General features: G+C 68.9%; 15 protein-coding genes. 6 read left to right on the forward strand and 9 right to left on the reverse strand.

Annotation, left to right across the window (positions count from 1 at the left end; genetic code table 11):
* The first annotated feature begins 3 nt into the window (after positions 1-3).
* Genes ABLG96_RS09790 through ABLG96_RS09800 form a run of 3 tightly spaced genes read left to right on the forward strand, consistent with a single transcriptional unit; the run spans position 4 to position 3,271 of the window.
* A complete protein-coding gene (locus tag ABLG96_RS09790; protein WP_353651140.1) occupies positions 4-1,677 on the forward strand; it encodes a branched-chain amino acid ABC transporter permease in 1,674 nt (557 codons plus the stop codon).
* Complete coding sequence (locus ABLG96_RS09795) at positions 1,674-2,516, forward strand: ABC transporter ATP-binding protein (RefSeq protein ID WP_353651141.1); 843 nt, start codon at positions 1,674-1,676, stop codon at positions 2,514-2,516. Before ABLG96_RS09790 ends, ABLG96_RS09795 begins: the two co-directional genes overlap by 4 nt.
* Positions 2,513-3,271, forward strand: a complete 759-nt coding sequence (locus tag ABLG96_RS09800; protein WP_353651142.1) for an ABC transporter ATP-binding protein — start codon at positions 2,513-2,515, stop codon at positions 3,269-3,271. Before ABLG96_RS09795 ends, ABLG96_RS09800 begins: the two co-directional genes overlap by 4 nt.
* A 113-nt stretch (positions 3,272-3,384) precedes the next feature.
* On the opposite strand, the gene ABLG96_RS09805 is transcribed toward ABLG96_RS09800, so the two are convergent.
* The 6 genes from ABLG96_RS09805 to ABLG96_RS09830 form a co-directional block, all read right to left on the reverse strand.
* Positions 3,385-4,917: an ATP-binding cassette domain-containing protein gene (locus ABLG96_RS09805; RefSeq protein ID WP_353651143.1), complete on the reverse strand. Its 1,533-nt coding sequence runs from the start codon at positions 4,915-4,917 to the stop codon at positions 3,385-3,387.
* Entirely contained in the window at positions 4,914-7,970 is a 3,057-nt protein-coding gene (locus ABLG96_RS09810) for a hypothetical protein (RefSeq protein ID WP_353651144.1), read from the reverse strand. The genes ABLG96_RS09805 and ABLG96_RS09810 overlap by 4 nt, the downstream gene beginning before the upstream one ends.
* A gap of 5 nt (positions 7,971-7,975) precedes the next feature.
* Positions 7,976-9,025 (reverse strand): DMT family transporter, encoded by a 1,050-nt coding sequence (locus tag ABLG96_RS09815; protein WP_353651145.1) that lies wholly within the window; start codon positions 9,023-9,025, stop codon positions 7,976-7,978.
* 99 nt (positions 9,026-9,124) lie between these two features.
* Positions 9,125-10,615 (reverse strand): SDR family oxidoreductase, encoded by a 1,491-nt coding sequence (locus ABLG96_RS09820; protein ID WP_353651146.1) that lies wholly within the window; start codon positions 10,613-10,615, stop codon positions 9,125-9,127.
* Positions 10,616-10,653: 38 nt separating this feature from the next.
* Positions 10,654-11,319 (reverse strand): type II CAAX endopeptidase family protein, encoded by a 666-nt coding sequence (locus ABLG96_RS09825; RefSeq protein ID WP_353651147.1) that lies wholly within the window; start codon positions 11,317-11,319, stop codon positions 10,654-10,656.
* Positions 11,320-11,419: 100 nt separating this feature from the next.
* A complete protein-coding gene (locus ABLG96_RS09830; protein ID WP_353651456.1) occupies positions 11,420-11,800 on the reverse strand; it encodes a hotdog fold thioesterase in 381 nt (126 codons plus the stop codon).
* Between the two features lie 292 nt (positions 11,801-12,092).
* Here ABLG96_RS09830 and polA point away from each other — a divergent pair, with 292 nt between their 5' ends.
* The 3 genes from polA to ABLG96_RS09845 all read left to right on the forward strand — a co-directional run bounded on the left by polA (position 12,093) and on the right by ABLG96_RS09845 (position 16,356).
* A complete protein-coding gene (gene polA / locus ABLG96_RS09835; protein ID WP_353651457.1) occupies positions 12,093-14,747 on the forward strand; it encodes a DNA polymerase I in 2,655 nt (884 codons plus the stop codon).
* Positions 14,748-14,759: 12 nt separating this feature from the next.
* Entirely contained in the window at positions 14,760-15,371 is a 612-nt protein-coding gene (locus tag ABLG96_RS09840; RefSeq protein WP_353651148.1) for an ASCH domain-containing protein, read from the forward strand.
* Positions 15,372-16,050: 679 nt separating this feature from the next.
* Positions 16,051-16,356: a GIY-YIG nuclease family protein gene (locus tag ABLG96_RS09845; protein WP_353651149.1), complete on the forward strand. Its 306-nt coding sequence runs from the start codon at positions 16,051-16,053 to the stop codon at positions 16,354-16,356.
* 223 nt (positions 16,357-16,579) lie between these two features.
* On the opposite strand, the gene ABLG96_RS09850 is transcribed toward ABLG96_RS09845, so the two are convergent.
* The 3 genes from ABLG96_RS09850 to ABLG96_RS09860 all read right to left on the reverse strand — a co-directional run bounded on the left by ABLG96_RS09850 (position 16,580) and on the right by ABLG96_RS09860 (position 19,544).
* Complete coding sequence (locus ABLG96_RS09850) at positions 16,580-17,461, reverse strand: ATP-binding cassette domain-containing protein (protein ID WP_353651150.1); 882 nt, start codon at positions 17,459-17,461, stop codon at positions 16,580-16,582.
* Positions 17,458-18,435 (reverse strand): ABC transporter permease, encoded by a 978-nt coding sequence (locus ABLG96_RS09855; RefSeq protein ID WP_353651458.1) that lies wholly within the window; start codon positions 18,433-18,435, stop codon positions 17,458-17,460. Before ABLG96_RS09855 ends, ABLG96_RS09850 begins: the two co-directional genes overlap by 4 nt.
* A gap of 110 nt (positions 18,436-18,545) precedes the next feature.
* Positions 18,546-19,544 (reverse strand): sugar ABC transporter substrate-binding protein, encoded by a 999-nt coding sequence (locus tag ABLG96_RS09860; RefSeq protein WP_353651151.1) that lies wholly within the window; start codon positions 19,542-19,544, stop codon positions 18,546-18,548.
* Between the last annotated feature and the right edge of the window lie 49 nt (positions 19,545-19,593).

Raw genomic sequence — 19,593 nt, forward strand, 5'->3', positions numbered from 1 at the left:
GAGATGACGACGTCCAAGACCGCACCCCAGGTCTCCTCCCACCTGCCCAACGTCCGTCGGACCCTGTCCCGGCACGGCTGGCCCATCGGCTATGTGGTGTTCATCCTCGGGCTGTTCCTGCTGTACCACTCGCTGGTGCCCAATCTGGGCGCCGGTGCCGCCGGCTCGATCACCAGCTGGCTGCCGGTCTCGGTGGTCAACGAGTCACTGATGTGGGTCATCATGGCCCTCGGCCTGAACGTGGTGGTCGGCTATGCCGGCCTGCTGGACCTCGGATATGTGGCGTTCTGGGCCCTGGGCGGATACACCGCCGGTTGGTTGATGGCCGCTCCGTTCAACTGGACCTGGGACGTCAACATCATGTCGGCGGTGGCCACCAAGGGCACCCACATCAACTTCTGGTTCGTGATCATCATCGCCGGGGTGCTGTGTGCACTGCTCGGTGTGATCATCGGCGCCCCGACCCTGCGGCTGCGGGGTGACTACCTGGCGCTGGTGACCCTCGGCTTCGGCGAGATGATCACCCAGTTCTTCAAGAACTCCAACGACATCGCCGGCTTCAACCTCGCCGGCGGCGACGGTGGGATCTCGATCGTCGACCCGGTCGGTACCGGGCCGTTCACCTCCCTCGGGGTCCCACAGAAGCTGCTCAACAACACCGAGGACAACGTCTACAAGATCATCGTCCTCGGCCTGCTGGTGGGTGTGTGCCTGTTCATCTCCCTGCGCATCCGCGAGGGTCGGCTCGGGCGGGCCTGGCTCGCGATCCGTGAGGACGAGTTGGCGGCCAGCATGATGGGCGTCCCGCTGGTCAAGGCGAAGCTGTCGGCCTACGCGGTCGGAGCCTTCTTCGGCGGCATCGGCGGTGTGGCCAACGCTTCGGCCATCACCGGTGCGGTGTCGCCCTCCGGGTTCGACTTCGGCAAGTCGGTGCTGGTGCTGCTGATGGTCGTGCTGGGCGGTATGGGCAACGTGTGGGGTGTGGCGGTCGGCGCATTCCTGTTGTCCTGGCTCAACAGCAACGGTCTCGCGCAGATCGGCACGCAGTTGGACTCCTGGTTCAACACCGGTCTGCAGGAGGAGCTGCCGCGCTACAACTACATCATCCTCGGCGTGCTGTTGGTGCTGATGATGCTGTTCAGACGAGAGGGCCTGATCCCGGAGAAACGCACCAAGGCGTTGATGACTCAACCCAGCCGGACGGAGATGGAATCCGTCGGCGCGGACATCACCGAGGCCGAGGCGATCGAGGAGACCTACGAGGCCAGCACCGCCGGCGAGGATGCGAAGATCGCCGCCAGCGCTGCCGACATCTCACCCTCGCTGGCCGAGCTCGAGGCCCAGATGGTGGTTGCCGACGACGCACCGGTGTCGTCGCTGCGGACGGGTTACCCACAGGTCGACCAGCGGGCGTTGCCGCCGGACCTCAACGGTCGCAACTCCGCGTCCAACGTGCTCGGCGGATTCGGTCTGATCCTGGTTCTCGTTGCGGTGCTGAAGTTCTCGTTGATCGGGTACTTCAGCTATGAGGTGCCCGGCTTCGTCATCGTGCTGGTCATCGGGCTGCTGTTCATCGCCGCTGCCGTGCTGTTGCGGATGCGCACCGGACGGATGATCAGGACAGCGACGGCACCCTCGAAGACAGCACCCGCACAGGACGAGGAGATGGCCCGATGACGCTTCTCGATGACCCGGCTACCCCGGTGCCCACCGGCGACGCTGCTGTCGACAACGTGCTGTACGCCGACCACATCACGATCAAGTTCGGCGGTCTGGTGGCGGTGAACGACGTGTCGTTCGCGATCCCGCCACGTTCGATCATCTCGTTGATCGGTCCGAACGGTGCCGGGAAGACCACGTTCTTCAACGTCATCACCGGTCTCTACGAGCCGACCGAAGGCACGGTGTTCCTGCAGGGCAAGGACATCACCGGCGCCAAGCCGCACGCCAGGGCGGCGATGGGGCTCGCGCGGACGTTCCAGAACATCCGGCTGTTCGGTCTGATGACGGCCGAGGAGAATGTCCTCGTCGCGATGCATCCGCACCTGCGCGCCGGGATCGTCAGCACCATCCTGCGGACGCCGGCCCAGCGCAAGGAGGAGCGGGAGGCCAGGGACATCGCCCGCTCGCTGCTGGAGTACGTCGGCATCGGCAAGGCGGAGGGTGAACTCGCCCGCAACCTCTCCTATGGCGACCAGCGCAGGTTGGAGATCGCCAGGGCGATGGCACTGCAGCCCAAGGTGTTGCTGCTCGACGAGCCGACGGCCGGGATGAACCCGCAGGAATCCGGTCGGTTCAACGAGTTCGTGCACCGGGTCAGGGACGAGGTGGGTCTGTCCGTGTTGCTGATCGAGCACGACATGAGCGTCATCATGAAGATCAGCGAACGGATCACGGTGCTCGACGGCGGCAATCTCATCGCCGAGGGAACACCGGACGAGATCCGTTCCAACGAACGGGTCATCGAGGCCTATCTCGGCAAGACCGGAACCCGGGAAGGACGGCGGAAGGCATGACCTCGCTCGAGAAGCAGAGTCCGACGGCGCGGGGCGCCGGTAGGGAGCCGATCCTGGAACTCAGGGATCTGCACGTCAGCTACGGCAGCATCGCGGCGGTCCAAGGTCTGAGCGCCACCGTGTACCCCGGCGAGATCGTCACCCTGATCGGCTCCAACGGTGCCGGGAAGTCCACCACGCTGCGGACGATCTCCGGGCTGCTGCGTCCGAAGTCTGGTGAGGTGGTCTTCAACGGCCGCAAGATCAACGGCATCCCCGGCCACGAGGTGGTCAAGCTGGGGATCTGCCAGTCGCCCGAGGGTCGCAAGATCTTCCAGCGGATGTCGGTCTCGGAGAACCTGGAACTCGGGGCTTTCACCCGCAACGACACCGCGAAGATCGCCGAGGACCGGGAGCGGGTGCTCGACCTGTTCCCGCGCCTGCGGGAGCGCATCAACCAGAAGGCCGGCACGATGTCCGGCGGCGAGCAGCAGATGCTGGCCGTCGGTCGGGCGCTGTTGGGCAATCCCAAGCTGCTGCTGCTGGACGAGCCGTCGATGGGTCTGGCGCCGGTGCTGGTGGATCTGATCTTCGAGACGATCCAGACGATCCGTGAGCAGGGCACCACCGTGCTGGTCGTCGAGCAGAACGCGCTGGCAGCATTGGAGATCGCCGACTACGCGTACGTGCTGGAGTCCGGCCATCTGGCCACCGAGGGGCTCGCCGCGGACCTGCTCGACGACGATTCGGTGGCAGCCGCCTACCTCGGCGGCTGAGCGACCGGTCGCCGCAGGCCGTCGGACGGCGTCGTCGGAACCCCAGGGGTCCGGCGACGCCGATGTCTGTGGATGTTTTCGGTGGACGTTTTGGGTGGACGTTGTCTGTGGGCTCAGTGCGTGACGGTGCCCGAGGTGATGTCAAGGACCTCGTCGGCCGCGGCCAACAGCAGGGGATCGTGCGAGGAGCTGATCACGCTCCGCCCGGCGCGCACCGCAGTGCGCAGCAATGCTGCGATCCGCCTGGCCGACAGCTCGTCCTGCTGGGAGGTCGGCTCGTCGAGCACCAGGACCGGAGCCGCGGAGACCAGCGCCCTGGCCAGTGCCAGCCGTTGCCGCTCACCACCGGACAGCACCGCGGCCTCCCGGTCGGCCACGGCGGCGAGCGAGATGTCGGCGAGCAGGCGCCCCACACCGGCGGGGGAGACACCGCGGATCGCGCACTCCTGGATCAGGTTCTCGGTGGCAGTGAGGCTTTCGACCAACAGGGTGCGCTGGGTGGACACGGCACAGGCGACCCTTCGATGGTCCGCACGCCGTCGACGGTCGAGCCCGGACCAGGCGGTGCCGTCGACGCTCACGGACCCGGAGGTCGGGTCCGCCAGACCGCAGATCTGGTGCAGCAGCGTCGTTTTCCCACTCCCGGATGGCCCGGTCACTGCCCACCAACGACCTCTCGTGAGGGTCAGGGTGAGTGCAGGGAGGGGCGCGCGCCCTGGGAAAGTGGTGCTGACGGCATCGAGCACCACCAGTGGAGAGTCGTCGAGCGGCCGCGTCCGATCCGGGCTGGGAACGTCGAGCCCGGTGGTGGACGGCGGGATGTGCATCCAGCCACGACTGTCGACCGGGTGCGCTCCGTCGGTGCCGACCCGCGGGGTGCTTCCGCGAGCGGCGTCGGACTGGCCGGGTGCGTGCAGATCCTCGGCGATGCGTCCGTCCCGGATGACGATCCGGCGGGGGCTGAACCGTCGCGATCGTGGATCGTGGGTCACCAGCAGCACAGCGCTGCCCCGGTCGGCCACCGTGCCGATCAGGTCGATCACCGCGCGGGCTGCGTCCTCGTCGAGTTCGCCGGTGGGCTCGTCGGCCAGCAGCAGCGCCGGTCGGTGGGCGACGGCGGCGCAGATGGCCACCCGTTGGGCCTCGCCACCGGACAGGCTCGGGATGCGACGCGAAGCAACCCCTTGCATGCCGACGGCTTCCAGGGTCGTCATGGCCTGTGTCCGAGCCGAGATGAGCGAGCCTCCGGACACCCGCAGTTGCAGGGCCACGTTGTCCAGCACGGTCAGCTCCGGCAACAACGCTCGTCCGGCGTGCTGGTCGACGTAGCCGATCGCCCCGGCTCGCCAGCGGTCGCGGGTGCGTGGGGGCAGATCGGTGATGTCGACGCCCCCGATGACGACCCGGCCGGCGGAGACCTGCTGATCGCCGGTGAGCGTGCGGAGCAGGGTCGACTTGCCGGACCCGTTGGGACCTTCGACCAGCAGCCGCTCGCCGGGCTCGACGCGCAGGTCGACACCCCTGAGCGCCATCACCGGCTCGCCCGCCCCCCGGTGCAGGACGAAGACGTCCGTCAGCCGAACTGCTTGGGCGCCCGCGGCTCCCACCGCGCGCTGCGTCGGCTCTCCGGTAGCGACCCCGGTCATCGCACGTCCCCGTCCAGCAGCGCGGGACGATCTCCCCGGAACAGGGTCCTGGCCGCGACCACGGCTGCGAGCGCCGCTCCGGTGAGCGCCACCACCGCGATGAACGACGCCCCCACCTGGCCGACGATGCGCAGCGGGGGAACGGTCGCCGCGCTGCCGGCGAGGGCCGGGACGCCCAGCTGCGCCGCCCAGAGTCCGGCAGCGCAGCCCACCGCGATCCCCAGCACTCCCGCACCGAGGGATCGACCGAGCAGCAGGCTCTGCAACCGGTTCGGTCTCAGCCCGTCCAGCTCGAGCACCAGCTGCTCGGGGGCCGAGCCGTCGTGGTCGGCGCGCACCGCGATCGCTGCAGCGACGGCGGCCAGCAGGAGCGCCACGATCGCGGCGATCACCACCATCAGGATGGTGCGGACCGACGCCGGGTCGGCGCGCAGCGCGTCCTCGACGGTCGATCGGGCGGTGATGGTCGCCGCCGAGGCGCCGGAGTCGGCCAGCGCGGCGCGCAGGGCAGGGAGCTGAGCTGCCGGGGCAGCGAGCCAGACCTGGGTCACCGGCTGGGTTCCCGGCGCCTCGCTGCTGACGATCCGGCTGATCGCGGCCCGGTCGACGACGGCGAACGGACCGCTCAGACCCGGCCAGAACGGCGCGACGGCAACGATCCTGCCGACGATCCTGGCGCCGCCGACCGCGACGCTCAGCGTTCCGTCGACCGCGGCGGAGGCGGTACCGAGGTCGACCACCATCGGCAGCGGTTGCTGTTCGGAGCCCACAAACTCGCCGGGCGCGGCCGGCGGGACGACGACCACCCGCTGGTCGCCGATCCGGTAGCGCACGGAGATCCGGTCTGCCGTATCGGTGATCTCGGCATGCGCTGCGGTCCATCCGGTCCAGGTCCAACCGGTGTCCGCGGCGCCGCCCGACGCGGGGGCGGTGGCACTCAGGACAAGGGTGCCGGCGGCCTGCGCCCGGTCGGTGTCGCCTTCGCCGATCCCGTGCTGGCGGTGCATCAGGTGGGCGGCGGATTCGATGACCTCGACTGCGATGACCGTGGCAGGGGAGGGGATCCTGGCGACCAGTTCGGTCACCGACGCGGCGTTGGCGGGCTGGAGTCGGACCGCCCGCTGCGCGCCTCCTGCCAGTTCGATCCACAGGGCGACGTCAACGTCGCTGCTCACCCCGGATGCCGTGAAGCGCACGGTTCCGGCGGCGAGCCTCGGCCGCTGGTCCGTGGTCGTCGAGGTCCGGAGCCGGCCGGCGAGCTCGGCGGCGCCCAGTCCGGTACCGGTCGTGACCGGGAAGTCGTTCATCGCCAGGACGGTGCCGGCGTCGATCCCGACCAGGTTCGTCGAACGGGCCCGCGGGGTGCCGGCCGCGACCGAGATGGCCGTGCTCGTCAGGGGGCCGATGGTCACGTCCGGTGCGGCCGCGCGCAGGGCTCCGACGTCGATCACGTCACCGGGGGTGCTGATCTGGGTGCTCGGGCTGACCCGGAGGTCGAGCGGCACCTGGGCTGCGGCCCGGTCGGCCGCCGACTGCCCGAGGCTCGCGCGGTAGCTCACGGCGAAGACGCCCAGAGCGCAGGCGGCGGCCAGGAAGCCGGCCAGGACCGCCGGGATCAGCGGGCGCCTGGCGCTCGCCCTGCGGGACAGGGCGGCGATCCCGACGGGGCGTGCTCGCCGGGGCCGGAGGCGGTGCAGCCCGGAAGCGATCCTGGGGAGCAACGGAACGACCCGGGATGCCAGCAGGCCGGCGAGCAGGACGACCGCCAGGAACGGGGTACTGCCGGTCAGCGTGATGACGTCGGTCAGATCTGCCAGCACGATGCCGAGCAGCAGCACCGTCACCGTGTCGATCACCAGCTGACTGCTGCGCGCCACCCGGTCGGGCAGCGCGCTGACCAGCGCCGTCAGCCCGAGCGCGGCGAGCGACAGTGCTGCCACCGTCCCGAGGGCCGGTCCCGTCACCTCCAGAGCCCTCCCGAGCGCCGGGGCGAAGGTGCCACCGAGCACTCCGTGGAGCCGACCGGCGACGACGAGGACACCGCTGGCGACACCGACGAGGGCGCCCAGCAGGATCGCCGGGATCGGCTGCAGCACAGCAAGAACGACGCAGCACCAGGACGGAGCACCGCGCGCTCGCAGCACCCCGCACACCCACCTCGTCCGTCGCCGGACCCCCACCGCCACCACCGCGCAGAACGCGAGTTGCAGGGCGCCCACTCCGGAGCCGAGGGCCGCGAAGCGCGCGCCGGCGCCCGCGCTGCGGGCGACGGCAGCATCGGCGACGTCGGCCGGCCAGCGAAGGACCACCGGCCCGTACGCCGATCCGAAGTCGCCGACCATCCGGTCGAGGGCGTCCTGGGTGGCCGAGGCGCCACGGTCCGCGACCGCGGCTCCGGAGACGGTCGCGATCCAGCCGGCGGTCCTGCCGTAGCCGGTCAGGGCGGCGAGCTCGGTGATCGCGGTCGGGTCTGCACCCAGCAGCAACGGGACCGACGGCGTCACCAGGCCGCCCTCGACGAGCCGGCGGTCCGTCAGCGCGGCGGTCCCGGTGACGACGACGCCGAATGCCCTTGGCGCAGCGGCGATCTCCGCCGGACCGAGTGCGACACCGCCGGCAGCCTGTACGGCCAGCACCTCACACCGGGTCGAGCTGCACGACGTCGGCAGCCGGCCGGTCAGCAGCCGCACGGTGTCCGGCAGCGGCTCCACCGCGCCGAGGGTGACGTCGGTACCGGACACCGAGAGCAGCCGGAAGGTGAGAGTGCGCTTGACGGATTCGAATCCGGCGGCCTCGAAACCGCCGCGCACCACTGCATCTGCGCCGGCGATGTGACCCGTGTCGATCGGGACCGAGGTGACTGCGAGCGCGGTCCGCTGGGCGGTGTCGAGTCCGTCCACGGCTTGCTGCACACCGGCGATCCTGGTCTCCAGCTGCATCCCCGCGGCCAACACGGTGAGCGCGGTGGCCGGAACCAGCCCGAGGGCGAGCAGCAACCACAGGGCCGCGCGGAAGCGCAGCCCTCCGAGGGCGAGCGGCGCGGTGGTCAGCAACGCACTCAGGACGGATCTCCCTCCCGGTCGACACCGCTGCTGCCCCGGGACCGGACCGCCGCCGGTCCGATCTGAGCCGGACCCGGCAGGGGACCGAGCTGGGCTTCCGGCGGCGGTGTCCCAGCCGATGTCGGTGCAACGCTACTCGACCGTCGACGCGGTGGGCGGAGATAGAGCAACGTCACCGCGAGGATCAGCAGGCCGCTGCCGACAGCCGTGCCTGCGGTGACCGCCTCGTGCAGCAGCGCAACGGCCAGGGCCGCAGCAGTGATGGGTTCCCACAGCGTCAACACCGCTGCCGTACTGCTGGGTACCGTTCGCAGCCCGGCGTTGAATGCGGCATAGGCCGCGGCGGTCGTGATGACCCCGATGTACACCAGGCCGACGACGGAGATCCCACTGAGACCGGCCGATGTTCCCGGGAACAGGTGGTGGCTGAAGGCCCAGGGCGCCAACGTCATCGCCCCGGAGATCGACATGGCGGTCGTCATGGCTCTGGCCGGGACGGCGTCCGCCATCGATTCGCAGAGCAGCGTGACCGCTGCGTAGACCGTGCCGGATCCGATGGCGGCGAGCAGTCCCCAACCGGGTGCCGTCCCCACGGCGCTCGTTCCGCTGGTGCCGATCAGCCCGAGACCGGCCAGTGCCAGCACGACGACCACCGATTTCCGGATGGTTGGCCGGCGTCGATCGCGGACCGACTCCCAGATCGCCGTGAGTACGGGGGCGATGCCGAGGCTCACCATGGTGGCAACGGTGACGCCGGTCCACAGCACGGACAGGAAGTACAGGCCCTGGTAGGCGGCGAGTCCTACGCCGGCGAGCGGCACCTTCACCGGGAACCGACGCACCGCGCCCAGCAGCACCGGCAGGGTGCGGACGGAGAACAGCACCATCACGACCGCGGAGACGAGCAACCGCCAGAAGCCGATCGTCAGCGCGTCCATCCCGGTGGCGGCGTTGACCCAGTGCACGACGATCCCAGTGGTGCCCCACAGCACTCCGGCGAGGGTGATGAGCAGCAGGCCGCGGCGCGCCCGGGTCTGCGTGGTCATGCCGGGAGCGTAACCAGGCCGAGCGACGCAGTCGTACTCAGTTCTTCGCCTTCGGTTCCGAACCTCCGGCCGGAGCTCGGAGTCGGATGCGCGGGGCCCTCAGCGGTCCGTGCTGTCCGTGAGCATGCCGCGGTGCAGCCGGCCGAACACCACCCGGTGGGCCGGCGCGATCACGTTCCAGTAGAGGTGGCCGCTGAGACCGCTGGGCCGGAACGTGGAGATCTGGGTCAGCCGAGTGGTGCCTGCCGCATCGGCGTTCTCGGGATCGGCGGCGTCGGGTGCATCGGTGGAGACCTCGAACCGCAGCCATGCAGTGCCGGGCAGCTTGGTGCGGGCGCGGAGGGTGAGCGAGTGCGGCGCATCCACGGCCTCGACCACCCAGTTGTCGACATCGTCGCCGACCTGCAGCTCACGGTTCGGCCGACCGCGATCCATCCCTGGCCCGCCGATCACCTTGTCCAACGCCCCGCGCATCTGCCAGAGCGCATCCGTTCCGTACCAACCGGTGTCGCCGCCGATGGCAGCGACGGATCCCCACACATCTGCGGGGCTGCGGGTGGTGATCGACGACCGGCGGTCGGTGTAGTGCGGCTCACCGACCCAGTCCGGATCGCCGGCCACCGCACGCGCCGGGTCGAGCTGGTCGGGGGAGGGGGAGTCCGGGTCGTCCATGGTGCCGACATCGGCGAGTGCGGCCTGCACCGACTGCTCGAAGTCCAGCAGCGGCTCCACTTCGGGAACCAGCTCCCGGATGTCGTCCTCCCGGCACACGACCTCGTGGACGAGGCTGTCCACCAACGGTTTCGCCAGACCTGCCGGTACCGGAGTGACCAGGCCGACCCAGTGTCCCGCCAGCTTCGGCGTCAGCACCGGCACCGTGACGATCAGCCGGCGGCGCAGTCCGGCGAGCTTCGCGAAACGTTGGATCATCTCGTCGTAGGTGAGCACCTCCGGGCCGCCGATGTCCAGGGTGCGGTTGAGGTCTGCCGGCAGACCTGCCGCGCCGACCAGGTAGTGCAGCACGTCGCGGACGGCGATCGGCTGGATCCTGTTGCGCAGCCAGCGCGGGGCGACCATGGCCGGCAGGCGCTCGGTGAGGTGCCGCAGCATCTCGAAGGACGCCGACCCCGTGCCGACGATCACTGCCGCCTGCAGGACCGCCGCGGGGACCGCGCCGTCGAGCAGGATCTGGCCGACCTCGACGCGGGAGGCGAGATGGTCCGAGAGCTTCTCCCCGGCAGGGTGCAACCCACCGAGATAGACGATTCGGGCGACGTCCTGCGCGGCCGCAGCATCGGAGAAGCGTTGCGCCAGTTCGCGATCCCGCTGTTGGAAGTCGCCCTTTCCGTCCATCGAGTGCAGCAGGTAGTAGGCCACCCGCACGCCGTCGAGTGCCCGGAGCAGGTCTCCGTGATCGGTGGCGTCACCCTCGATGACCTCGACGTCGGCCAGCCACGGGCGGTCCTTCAGCTTGTCGGCCGAGCGGCTCAACACCCGGACGCGGTGGCCCGCCTCGAGCAGCTCGGGCACCAGGCGGGTACCGATGTAGCCGGTCGCGCCGGTCACCAACATGAGTGATGGTGTGTCCATGGGGTTCCGTTCTGTAGGAGTGGGCGCTGTCGGTCCGGTCATCCGAGGACGGCCGGGAGGGCCAGCAGCATCCCGGCGGACCAGATGCAGTGGGTGAGCACCGAGGCGAGGATGCCGTCGGTGAGGTACCGCAGCGTGCCCGTCAGCGCGCCCAGGACCAGGGCCGCGAAGACGAGCATCCAGTTGCCGGTGGCGACCGTCGTCAGCGTGTAGATCAGCGTGCTGAAGACGATCGGGTGCCGCCCTCGCAGGACGTCGTACAGCGCGCCGCGGAAGAAGAGCTCTTCGCTGGCGCCGGCCACCAGGGTCAGGGTGACCACCCCGAACAGACCGGCATTGCGGTGATCGAGCACGGAGCGCACCAGCTCGCGCAGTGACGGAATGGTGGTGACGATCAGTGCTCCGACGACGAACACGACGATCACCGACAGTCCTGCAACCACTCCCAGCACCGCCGGCAGCGCGATCCGGCCGGGGACCCGGGATGCTGGATGCCCCATCTTCGGGCGGCCCGTCAGAAACGCCCCGATCGTCCACACCGCGGCGAGCAGCACGGTGGCGAGCAGGAAGGTGCGGTCGCCCGGTTCGATCGTGATCAACCAGGCCAGGATGCCGGCCCCGACGATCAGCGTCGCGATCACGATGGTCACCTGGCGGGTGGTCGGGCGCGGGACGGCGCGGGTCTCGCCCGTCGGCTCCGTCATCGCTGGGTCCATACCTGAGCCCGTACCCGGTCCGGGAGCTCCCACACGCTCGAACGGCGCAGCGCTGGTGTGACCCCGCTGACGTGCGCAATCGGCATGCTCAACGCGCCACCGGTGCAGGCCGGAAGAACCCGGTCAGTCGAGCGGTGCAGATCCGTCTGCCCTGCTCGTCGCTGATGACGATCTCGAAAGTGCCCATCGACCGGCCCACGTGCAGCGGGACACTGACCCCGGTGACCACGCCCTCGGTGGCCGAGCGATGGTGCGTGCAGCTCAGTTCGGTGCCGACGGCGATCGTGTCGTCAGGCACCAGCAGCGCGGCGTGGAAGGACCCCAGGGACTCCGCCAGTGCACCGTTGGCCCCACCGTGCAGCAGCCCGAACGGTTGCCGGTTCCCGACGACCGGCATCGTGCCGACGACCCGCTCGGGTGTGTACTCGGTGATGCGGATGCCCATCGACGTCGCCAGTTCGCCGCCCATCCGGTTGACCGCCGCGAGCACCGCCTCGGTGTCCCCTGCCTGCTGGGCGGTCCGCAGCTGAGCCATCGCCGAGATCGTGGTCGCCAGGCTCCAGGGGTCGGCCGACCCTGTCGGTTCCGTCGTCCCAGGCCGGGTCATGCGGTGTCCTTCATGGTCCGGGTCTCTCTTCTCGTCGGTCAGGGCTGTCGGACTCTGAATCTAGACTCGCGGGGTGACCGTAAGCACCGAGCAGACCAGCGCGCCCACCACCCCTCCAGTCACCGCGGACGGAGAACGGCCCACCCTGCTGCTGATGGACGGCCACTCGCTGGCCTACCGCGCCTTCTACGCGCTGCCGGTGCAGAACTTCTCCACCACCACCGGCCAGCCGACCAACGCGGTGTACGGCTTCACCTCCATGTTGATCAACCTGCTGCGGGATGAGCGACCGACCCATGTGGCCGTCGCGTTCGATCTGTCGCGGAAGACCTGGCGCAGCGAGGAGTTCGCCGCCTACAAGGCGAACCGGTCGGCGTCCCCGGACGATTTCCGCGGTCAGGTCGACCTGATCCGTGAGGTGCTGGCCGCGATGCGGATCCCGACGCTGCAGGCCGAGAACTACGAGGCGGACGACGTCATCGCCACACTGACGGTGCGGGCAGTGGAGGAGGGCATGGCGGTACGCATCTGTACCGGCGACCGCGACGCCCTGCAGTTGGTCAACGACCAGGTCACCGTGCTCTACCCCAAGAAGGGTGTCTCCGAGCTCACCCGGTTCACCCCGGAAGAGGTCCAGGCGAAGTACGACCTCACCCCGGCCCAGTACCCCGACTTCGCGGCGCTGCGCGGCGATCCCTCCGACAACCTGCCGGGAATCCCCGGCGTCGGCGAGAAGACCGCCGCCAAGTGGATCCGGGAGTTCGGCTCGCTGGCCGACCTCGTCGACCGGGTCGATCAGGTGGGCGGCAAGGTCGGGGATGCGTTGCGGGACAACCTGGCCGGCGTGCTGCAGAACCGCAGGCTCACCGAGCTCGTCAAGGACGTCGCGCTCGAGGCCGATCCTCGCGAGGACCTGGTGGCACAGCCCTACGACCGCGAGGCTGTGCACGCGATCTTCGACAACCTGCAGTTCCGGGTGCTCCGCGAACGACTGCTGGACATCTTCGAGCAGGCCGACGAGACCTCGGTCGAGGGCGGGTTCGACGTCGAGGGCGGCAAGCTGGCCCCCGGTGAGGTCCGGTCCTGGTTGGACACCCACGGTGCCACCGGGCGGATCGGGATGGTTGTCCGCGGCGCGTTCGGTGCCGGTGCGGGCGACGTCCACCTGCTCGCCTTCGCTGCGCCCGACGGCGAGGCCTGCATTGTCGACGTCACCGAGATCGATCCGGACGACGACGCGGCGATCGCCGAGTTCCTGGCCGATCCGGAGCGGCCGAAGGTCGGCCACGACCTCAAGCCGGCGATCAACGCCCTCCTCGCCCGCGGCTGGAGCGTCGACGGGATCGCCTGCGACACGGCCCTCGCGGCCTACCTGGCCCTGCCAGGTCAGCGCTCGTTCGACCTCGGTGACCTGGTCCAGCGCTACCTGCACCGGACGTTGCAGGCCGGGTCGGGCGACGAATCCGGTCAGCTGATGCTGGACGTCGAGGTGGAGGACACCTCGCATCTTGCGGTGATGATCGAGGCCCGAGCGGTGCTCGACCTTGCCGAGGTGCTGGCCTCACAGCTGGCCGCCGGGAGTCAGCTGGAGCTGCTGAACGACATCGAGCTGCCGGTCATGACGATCCTCGGGCAGATGGAGCGCAGCGGCATCGCCGTGGACGCAGAGCTGTTGGCGGAGTTGCACTCCCAGTTCTCCGCCGAGGTCAACGCCGCGGCACTCCGGGCCTACGAGGTGATCGGCAAGGAGGTCAACCTCGGGTCACCGAAGCAACTGCAGGTGATCCTCTTCGACGAGCTCGAGATGCCGAAGACCAAGCGCACCAAGACCGGGTACACCACTGATGCCGATGCGCTGCAGTCCCTGCACGAACGCACCGGGCATCCGTTCCTGGAGCACCTGCTGCGGCACCGGGACGTGATGAAGCTCCGGACGACGATCGAGGGGCTGCAGAAGTCGGTGTCCGCCGACGGTCGGATCCACACCACCTACCTGCAGAACATCGCCGCCACCGGTCGACTGTCGTCCACCGAACCCAACCTGCAGAACATCCCGGTCCGTACGGACGAGGGCCGGCAGATCCGCCGGGTGTTCGTGCCTGGTCAGGGTTTCGACGTGCTGCTCACCGCCGACTACTCGCAGATCGAGATGCGCATCATGGCGCACCTGTCCCACGACGCCGGGCTGATCGAGGCGTTCCGCTCGGGCGAGGATCTGCACACGTTCGTCGCCTCCCGCGCGCTCGGTGTGCCGCTCGAGGAGGTCACCGGGGAGATGCGTCGCCGGATCAAGGCGATGACGTACGGTCTGGCCTACGGCTTGTCGGCGTTCGGTCTGTCCGGGCAGTTGAAGATCCCGGTCGAGGAGGCGAAGGAGCAGATGGATGCCTACTTCACCCGATTCGGTGGGGTCCGCGACTACCTGCGCAGGTCTGTCGACCAGGCCCGCATCGACGGTTACACCGAGACGCTGTTCGGCCGCCGCCGGTATCTGCCCGATCTGACCAGCGACATCCGTCAACGCCGTGAGCTGGCCGAGCGGGTGGCGCTCAACTCGCCGATCCAGGGCACGGCCGCCGACATCATCAAGGTGGCCATGATCCGGGTCCAGCGGCGGCTCGCCGACGAGGGGCTGAAGTCCCGGTTGCTGCTGCAGGTGCACGACGAACTGGTCTGCGAGGTGCCGACAGCGGAGATCGGCGCGGTGACCGCGGTGCTCCGGGAGGAGATGGCCGGGGCCTACGCCCTGGATGTGGCGATGGACGTCTCGGTCGGCGTGGGTGCCGACTGGGACGCCGCCGCCCACTGACGCGAGCGAGCGATGCAGATTCCGAAGGCGATCCAGGAGGGTGTGCGGGACGGCCGGGTCAGTCTGGCTTTCCGGCGATGGGACCTGCCGCGGGTCCGGGTCGGCGGCACCCAGCTGACAGCCGTCGGGCTGGTCCGGTTCGACACCGTTGATCGGGTCGACGACCCGGCCGTGCTCACCGAGGACGACGCGACGGCCGCCGGGATCAAGGATTTGGCTGAGTTGCTGCGCCGTCTGGAACCACGCGACGGGGCCGCACCTCGCAGCCCGCGGGGGAGCGCCGGCGGAGCCCACGTCTACCGCATCGGCCTGTCGTTGGCGGGCGAGGATCCGAGAGTCGCCCTGCGGCAGAAGATCCCGCGTGGTGCCGCGCTGGCCGAGCTGCAGCGGGCGGTTGCGTCCCTGGACGCGGGGAAGCGTACCGGGCCGTGGATGCACCGGATCCTGCTCTGGATCCGGGACAACCCGGGCGTGGTGTCGACCGAGCTCGCCGCCCTGCTGCAGCGGGAGCTGCTGCCGATGAAGGCCGACATCCGCAAGCTCAAAGCACTCGGCCTGACCGAGAGCCTGACCGTCGGCTACCGACTCTCGCCCCGCGGCGAGTCCTACCTCCGCCGCACCTGAGCCACGGTGATCGAGCGACCCCTCGGTGATCGAGCAGCGACGAACGAGCGTGACGAGATCCCGTTGTGCCGCAGATGTTCTCACCGAAGGTGATCGAGCAGCGAGGAACGAGCGTGTCGAGATCTCGTTGTGGATCTGTCGGGGTCTCGACGCAGTCGTTCCTCCCTTGCTCGACCACCTGAGGTCTGACCGGGTCCACCGGCGGAAACCTGGTTGATCGTGCGACCGAGGGACGGGGGAGTCGAGATCCCGTGGTGTCGCAGATGTTCTGACCGAAGGTGATCGAGCAGCGAGGAACGAGCGTGTCGAGATCTCGTTGTGGATCTGTCGGGGTCTCGACGCGGTCGTTCCTCCCTTGCTCGACCACCTGAGGTCTGACCGGGTCCACCGGCGGAAACCTGGTTGATCGTGCAACCGAGGGACGAGGGAGTCGAGATCTCGTGGTGTCGCAGATGTTCTGACCGAAGGTGATCGAGCAGCGAGGAACGAGCGTGTCGAGATCTCGTTGTGGATCTGTCGGGGTCTCGACGCGGTCGTTCCTCCCTTGCTCGACCACCTGAGGTCTGACTTGGTCCACCGGCGGAAACCTTGTTGATCGTGCGACCGAGGGACGAGGGAGTCCAGATCTCGTTGTGGACGACCAAGACGCCGGAGCGACCGGATCTGGCACTCTCCTGCAATGCCTTGCGTCTACATCCTGCAGTGCTCGGACGGCAGCCTCTATGTGGGCAGCACGACGTCGATGGACCTGCGGCTCGCCCAGCACAACGACGGGACGGGTGCTGTGTACACGCGCAGCCGCCGACCCGTCACCCTGCTCTGGCGGGAGGACTACGAGAACGTCGCCGACGCGTTCGCGATGGAGAAGCGCATACAGAACTGGAGCAGGGCAAAACGGCAGGCACTCATCAATGGTGATTTTGATGAACTCCAACGCCTCTCGCGTTCGACGGCCAAGCGCCGTCGACTGCGGGACAGCGACTGACGAGCTGTCGAGATCCCCTGGTGCCGCGGTTCGTCGGGGATATGTAGGGGTCTCGACGCGGTCGTTCCTGCCTTGCTCGACCACCTGATTCACGGTGATCGAGCGACCGAGGAACGAGGGAGTCGAGATCCCGTTGTGGATCTGTCGGGGTCTCGACGCGGTCGTTCCTCCCGTGCTCGACCCCCTGAGGTCTGACCGGCTCGGCTGACGGCGCTGGAGATTGTCAGCGGCGCTGCAGTTCGTGGGCCAGTGCGTCGAGCTCGGCGCCGCCGGCCATCTGCCGGGTCAGCTCGTCGATGGTGGTGTCCTGCTTGGCGTACTCGCCGAGGCTGCGGCCGCGGGACAGCAGCAGGAAGCGATCGCCGATCGGGAACGCGTGGTGCGGATTGTGGGTGATGAACACGACGCCCAGGCCGCGGTCCCTGGCCTGCGCGATGTAGCGCAACACCACTCCGGCCTGCTTCACGCCGAGAGCGGCGGTCGGCTCGTCGAGGATCAACACCCTCGCCCCGAAGTAGACCGCCCTGGCGATGGCCACCGACTGCCGCTCACCACCGGAGAGCGTGCCGATCGGCTGATCGACGCTGCGCAGATCGATGCCCATCTTGGCCAGCTCGGACCGGGTGGTGTGCTTCATGAACGCGACGTCGAGCCGCCGGATCGGCGCTACCCCGCGGCGCGGTTCGGAGCCGAGGAAGAAGTTCCGCCAGATCGGCATCAGCGGGACCACCGCCAGATCCTGGTACACCGTGGCGATGCCGGCGCTCAGCGCCTCCCGTGGACTGCTCAGTGTGCGGACGTCGCCGTCGATGCGCAACGTGCCCTGGGAGTGCTGGTGGACGCCCGCGAAGATCTTGATCAGCGTCGACTTGCCGGCTCCGTTGTCGCCGAGCACGCAGGTGACCTCGGCTGCCCTGACGGTGGTCGAGACGTCCTGCAGCGCGAGCACCGTGCCGTAGGTCTTGCCGAGCCCAACAGCCTCGAGGATCACCTGATGCGCAGCCGGCAGGGCCGGGGCGTTCGCCGCAGGACCGGTCACGGTCGGATCGAGCTCCGGCGCGCCGACGTCCTCGGTCAGCTCACGTTCTCCTTCCGGGATGGTCATTTTCGAGCCTCCACCCGTCGTCGCAACCAGTTGTTGACCAGCACTGCGCCCAGCAGCATCACGCCGAGAAAGGCCTTGAGCCAGTCGTTGTCCCACTGCGCGAACACGATGCCCTGGTAGGTCATGCCATAGATCAGCGCACCGAGCGCGGCGCCGATCGCCGACCCGAACCCGCCGGTCAGCAGGCAGCCGCCGACCACCGCGCAGATGATGTAGATGAACTCCTGGCCGACACCGGTGGATGCCTGCACGGTGCTGGTCTTGAACAGCTGCAGCATGCCGACCAGCCAACCCGCCGCCGCGGTCGTCATGAACAACCCGACCTTCGTCCGGAGCACCGGGACACCGACCTGCCGGGCGGAGTTCTCATCGCCGCCGACGGCGAAGATCCAGTTGCCCGCCCGGGTGCGCAACAGCACCCAGGTGGCGACCGCTGTCACCACCACCCACCAGATCACCGAGATCTGCAGGGTGAAGTCGCCGAACGCGGTCGACGAGCCGAAGGGCCACCGCAGGTCGTAGAAGCCTGGGACGTCGGCGAATCCCTGGACGGACACCTGGCCGGTGATCGCCTTCGTGCCGGCCAGGTTCACCCCCTGCAGGACGAAGAACGTCCCCAGGGTCACGATGAAGCTCGGCAGCTTGGTGCGCACCACCAGCCATCCGTTCAGGGCGCCGATACCGAGCGCGATCACCAGCGCGACGACCACCGACAGCCAGATGTTGAGCTGCCACTGGGTGGTCAACACACCGACGACAAGTCCGGAGGTGCCGACCATGGTGCCCGCCGACAGGTCGAACTCGCCGCCGATCATCAACAGTGAGACGGCAACCGCCATGATGCCGAACTGAGCCGACGACTCCAGCCAGGTCGACGCCCCGGCGGGAGACAGGAACGCATCGGTGCGGATGCTGAAGAACCCGAAGATGATCAAGGCCGCGACCGCCGCACCCACCTCAGGCCGGCGCAGCATCCGCACTCCGACGGCGTCACGGCCGGTGCGGTCGTCATCGACCGTCCGGCCCGTCGCCGGCGGATCCGACCTGCCGAGAGCGGAATCGGTGCGTGAGGAAGGCACGGTTGCTACCGGGTTCCGGCTGCAGCGAACTGCTTGACCTGCGCGGCATTGTCCTTGGTCACGAAGCCGGGCCCGGAGTAGACCGGCTGCCCGCCACCGACGTCGTTGCCGTTGCGGACCTTCAGCGCGAAGAAGACCACCGGCAGATAGCCCTGCAGATAGGGCTGCTGGTCGACAGCGAACAGGATCTGGCCGCCGATCACCGCGTCCAGCACGTCGGTGGAGACGTCGAAAGTGGCGATCTTGGCGGTGCTCTTGGCCTCGCCGACGGCGGCGACCGCGGCCTTGCCGATCACCGGATTGAGCGTCAGCACGGCGTCGATGCTCTTGTCGGCCAGCAGCTTCGACTTGATCGTGTTCTGCGCGTCGGCGGCGTTGCTGACATCGACCTGGAGGTTCTCGACCGACCCGAAGGTCTTGGCAGCGCCCGCGCAGCGCTGCTCGAGCCCGACGTTGCCGGCCTCGTGGATCACGCAGAGCATCTTCGTCCCGCCGAGTTCCTTGAACTTGCTGCCGGCACCCTCGCCGGCGAGCTCCTCGCTCTGCCCGACGTGGGTGATGGCGCCGAATGCCTTGGACTGCTCGAGACCGGAGTTGATGGTGATCACCGGAATGTTCTTGGCCGTGGCCCGCGCGATGGCGTCCTTGACGCCGTCCGGGTTGGCCATCGACACCGCGATCCCTTGCACGCCCTGGGCGATCGCGTTGTCGATCAGCTGGCTCTGCTTGGCCGGGTCGGGGTCACCGGCGTAGGTGACGGTGACGTTCTCCTGCTTGCCGGCCGCCTCGGCTCCGGACTTCACCACGTCCCAGAAACTGTCACCGGGAGCGGCGTGGGTGATGACGGCGACGGTGATGGCCGAGGCTGCAGGGGCGGGGTTGCCCGAGCCGGAACTCCCGGCGGGGGCGGTGGTGCTGGATGCCGCGGGCGCGCCGTTGCTGCAGCCGGCGACGAGGGTGACAGCGACTGCTGCGGCGAGGATGCCGAACCTACGGAACTTCATCGTTCCTCCTGGGGTGGTGCACGGGGTGGATGGGTGGGTGACGGTCTGG

Origin of the sequence: Nakamurella sp. A5-74 (genome assembly GCF_040438885.1) — a bacterium.
Taxonomy (GTDB): domain Bacteria; phylum Actinomycetota; class Actinomycetes; order Mycobacteriales; family Nakamurellaceae; genus Nakamurella.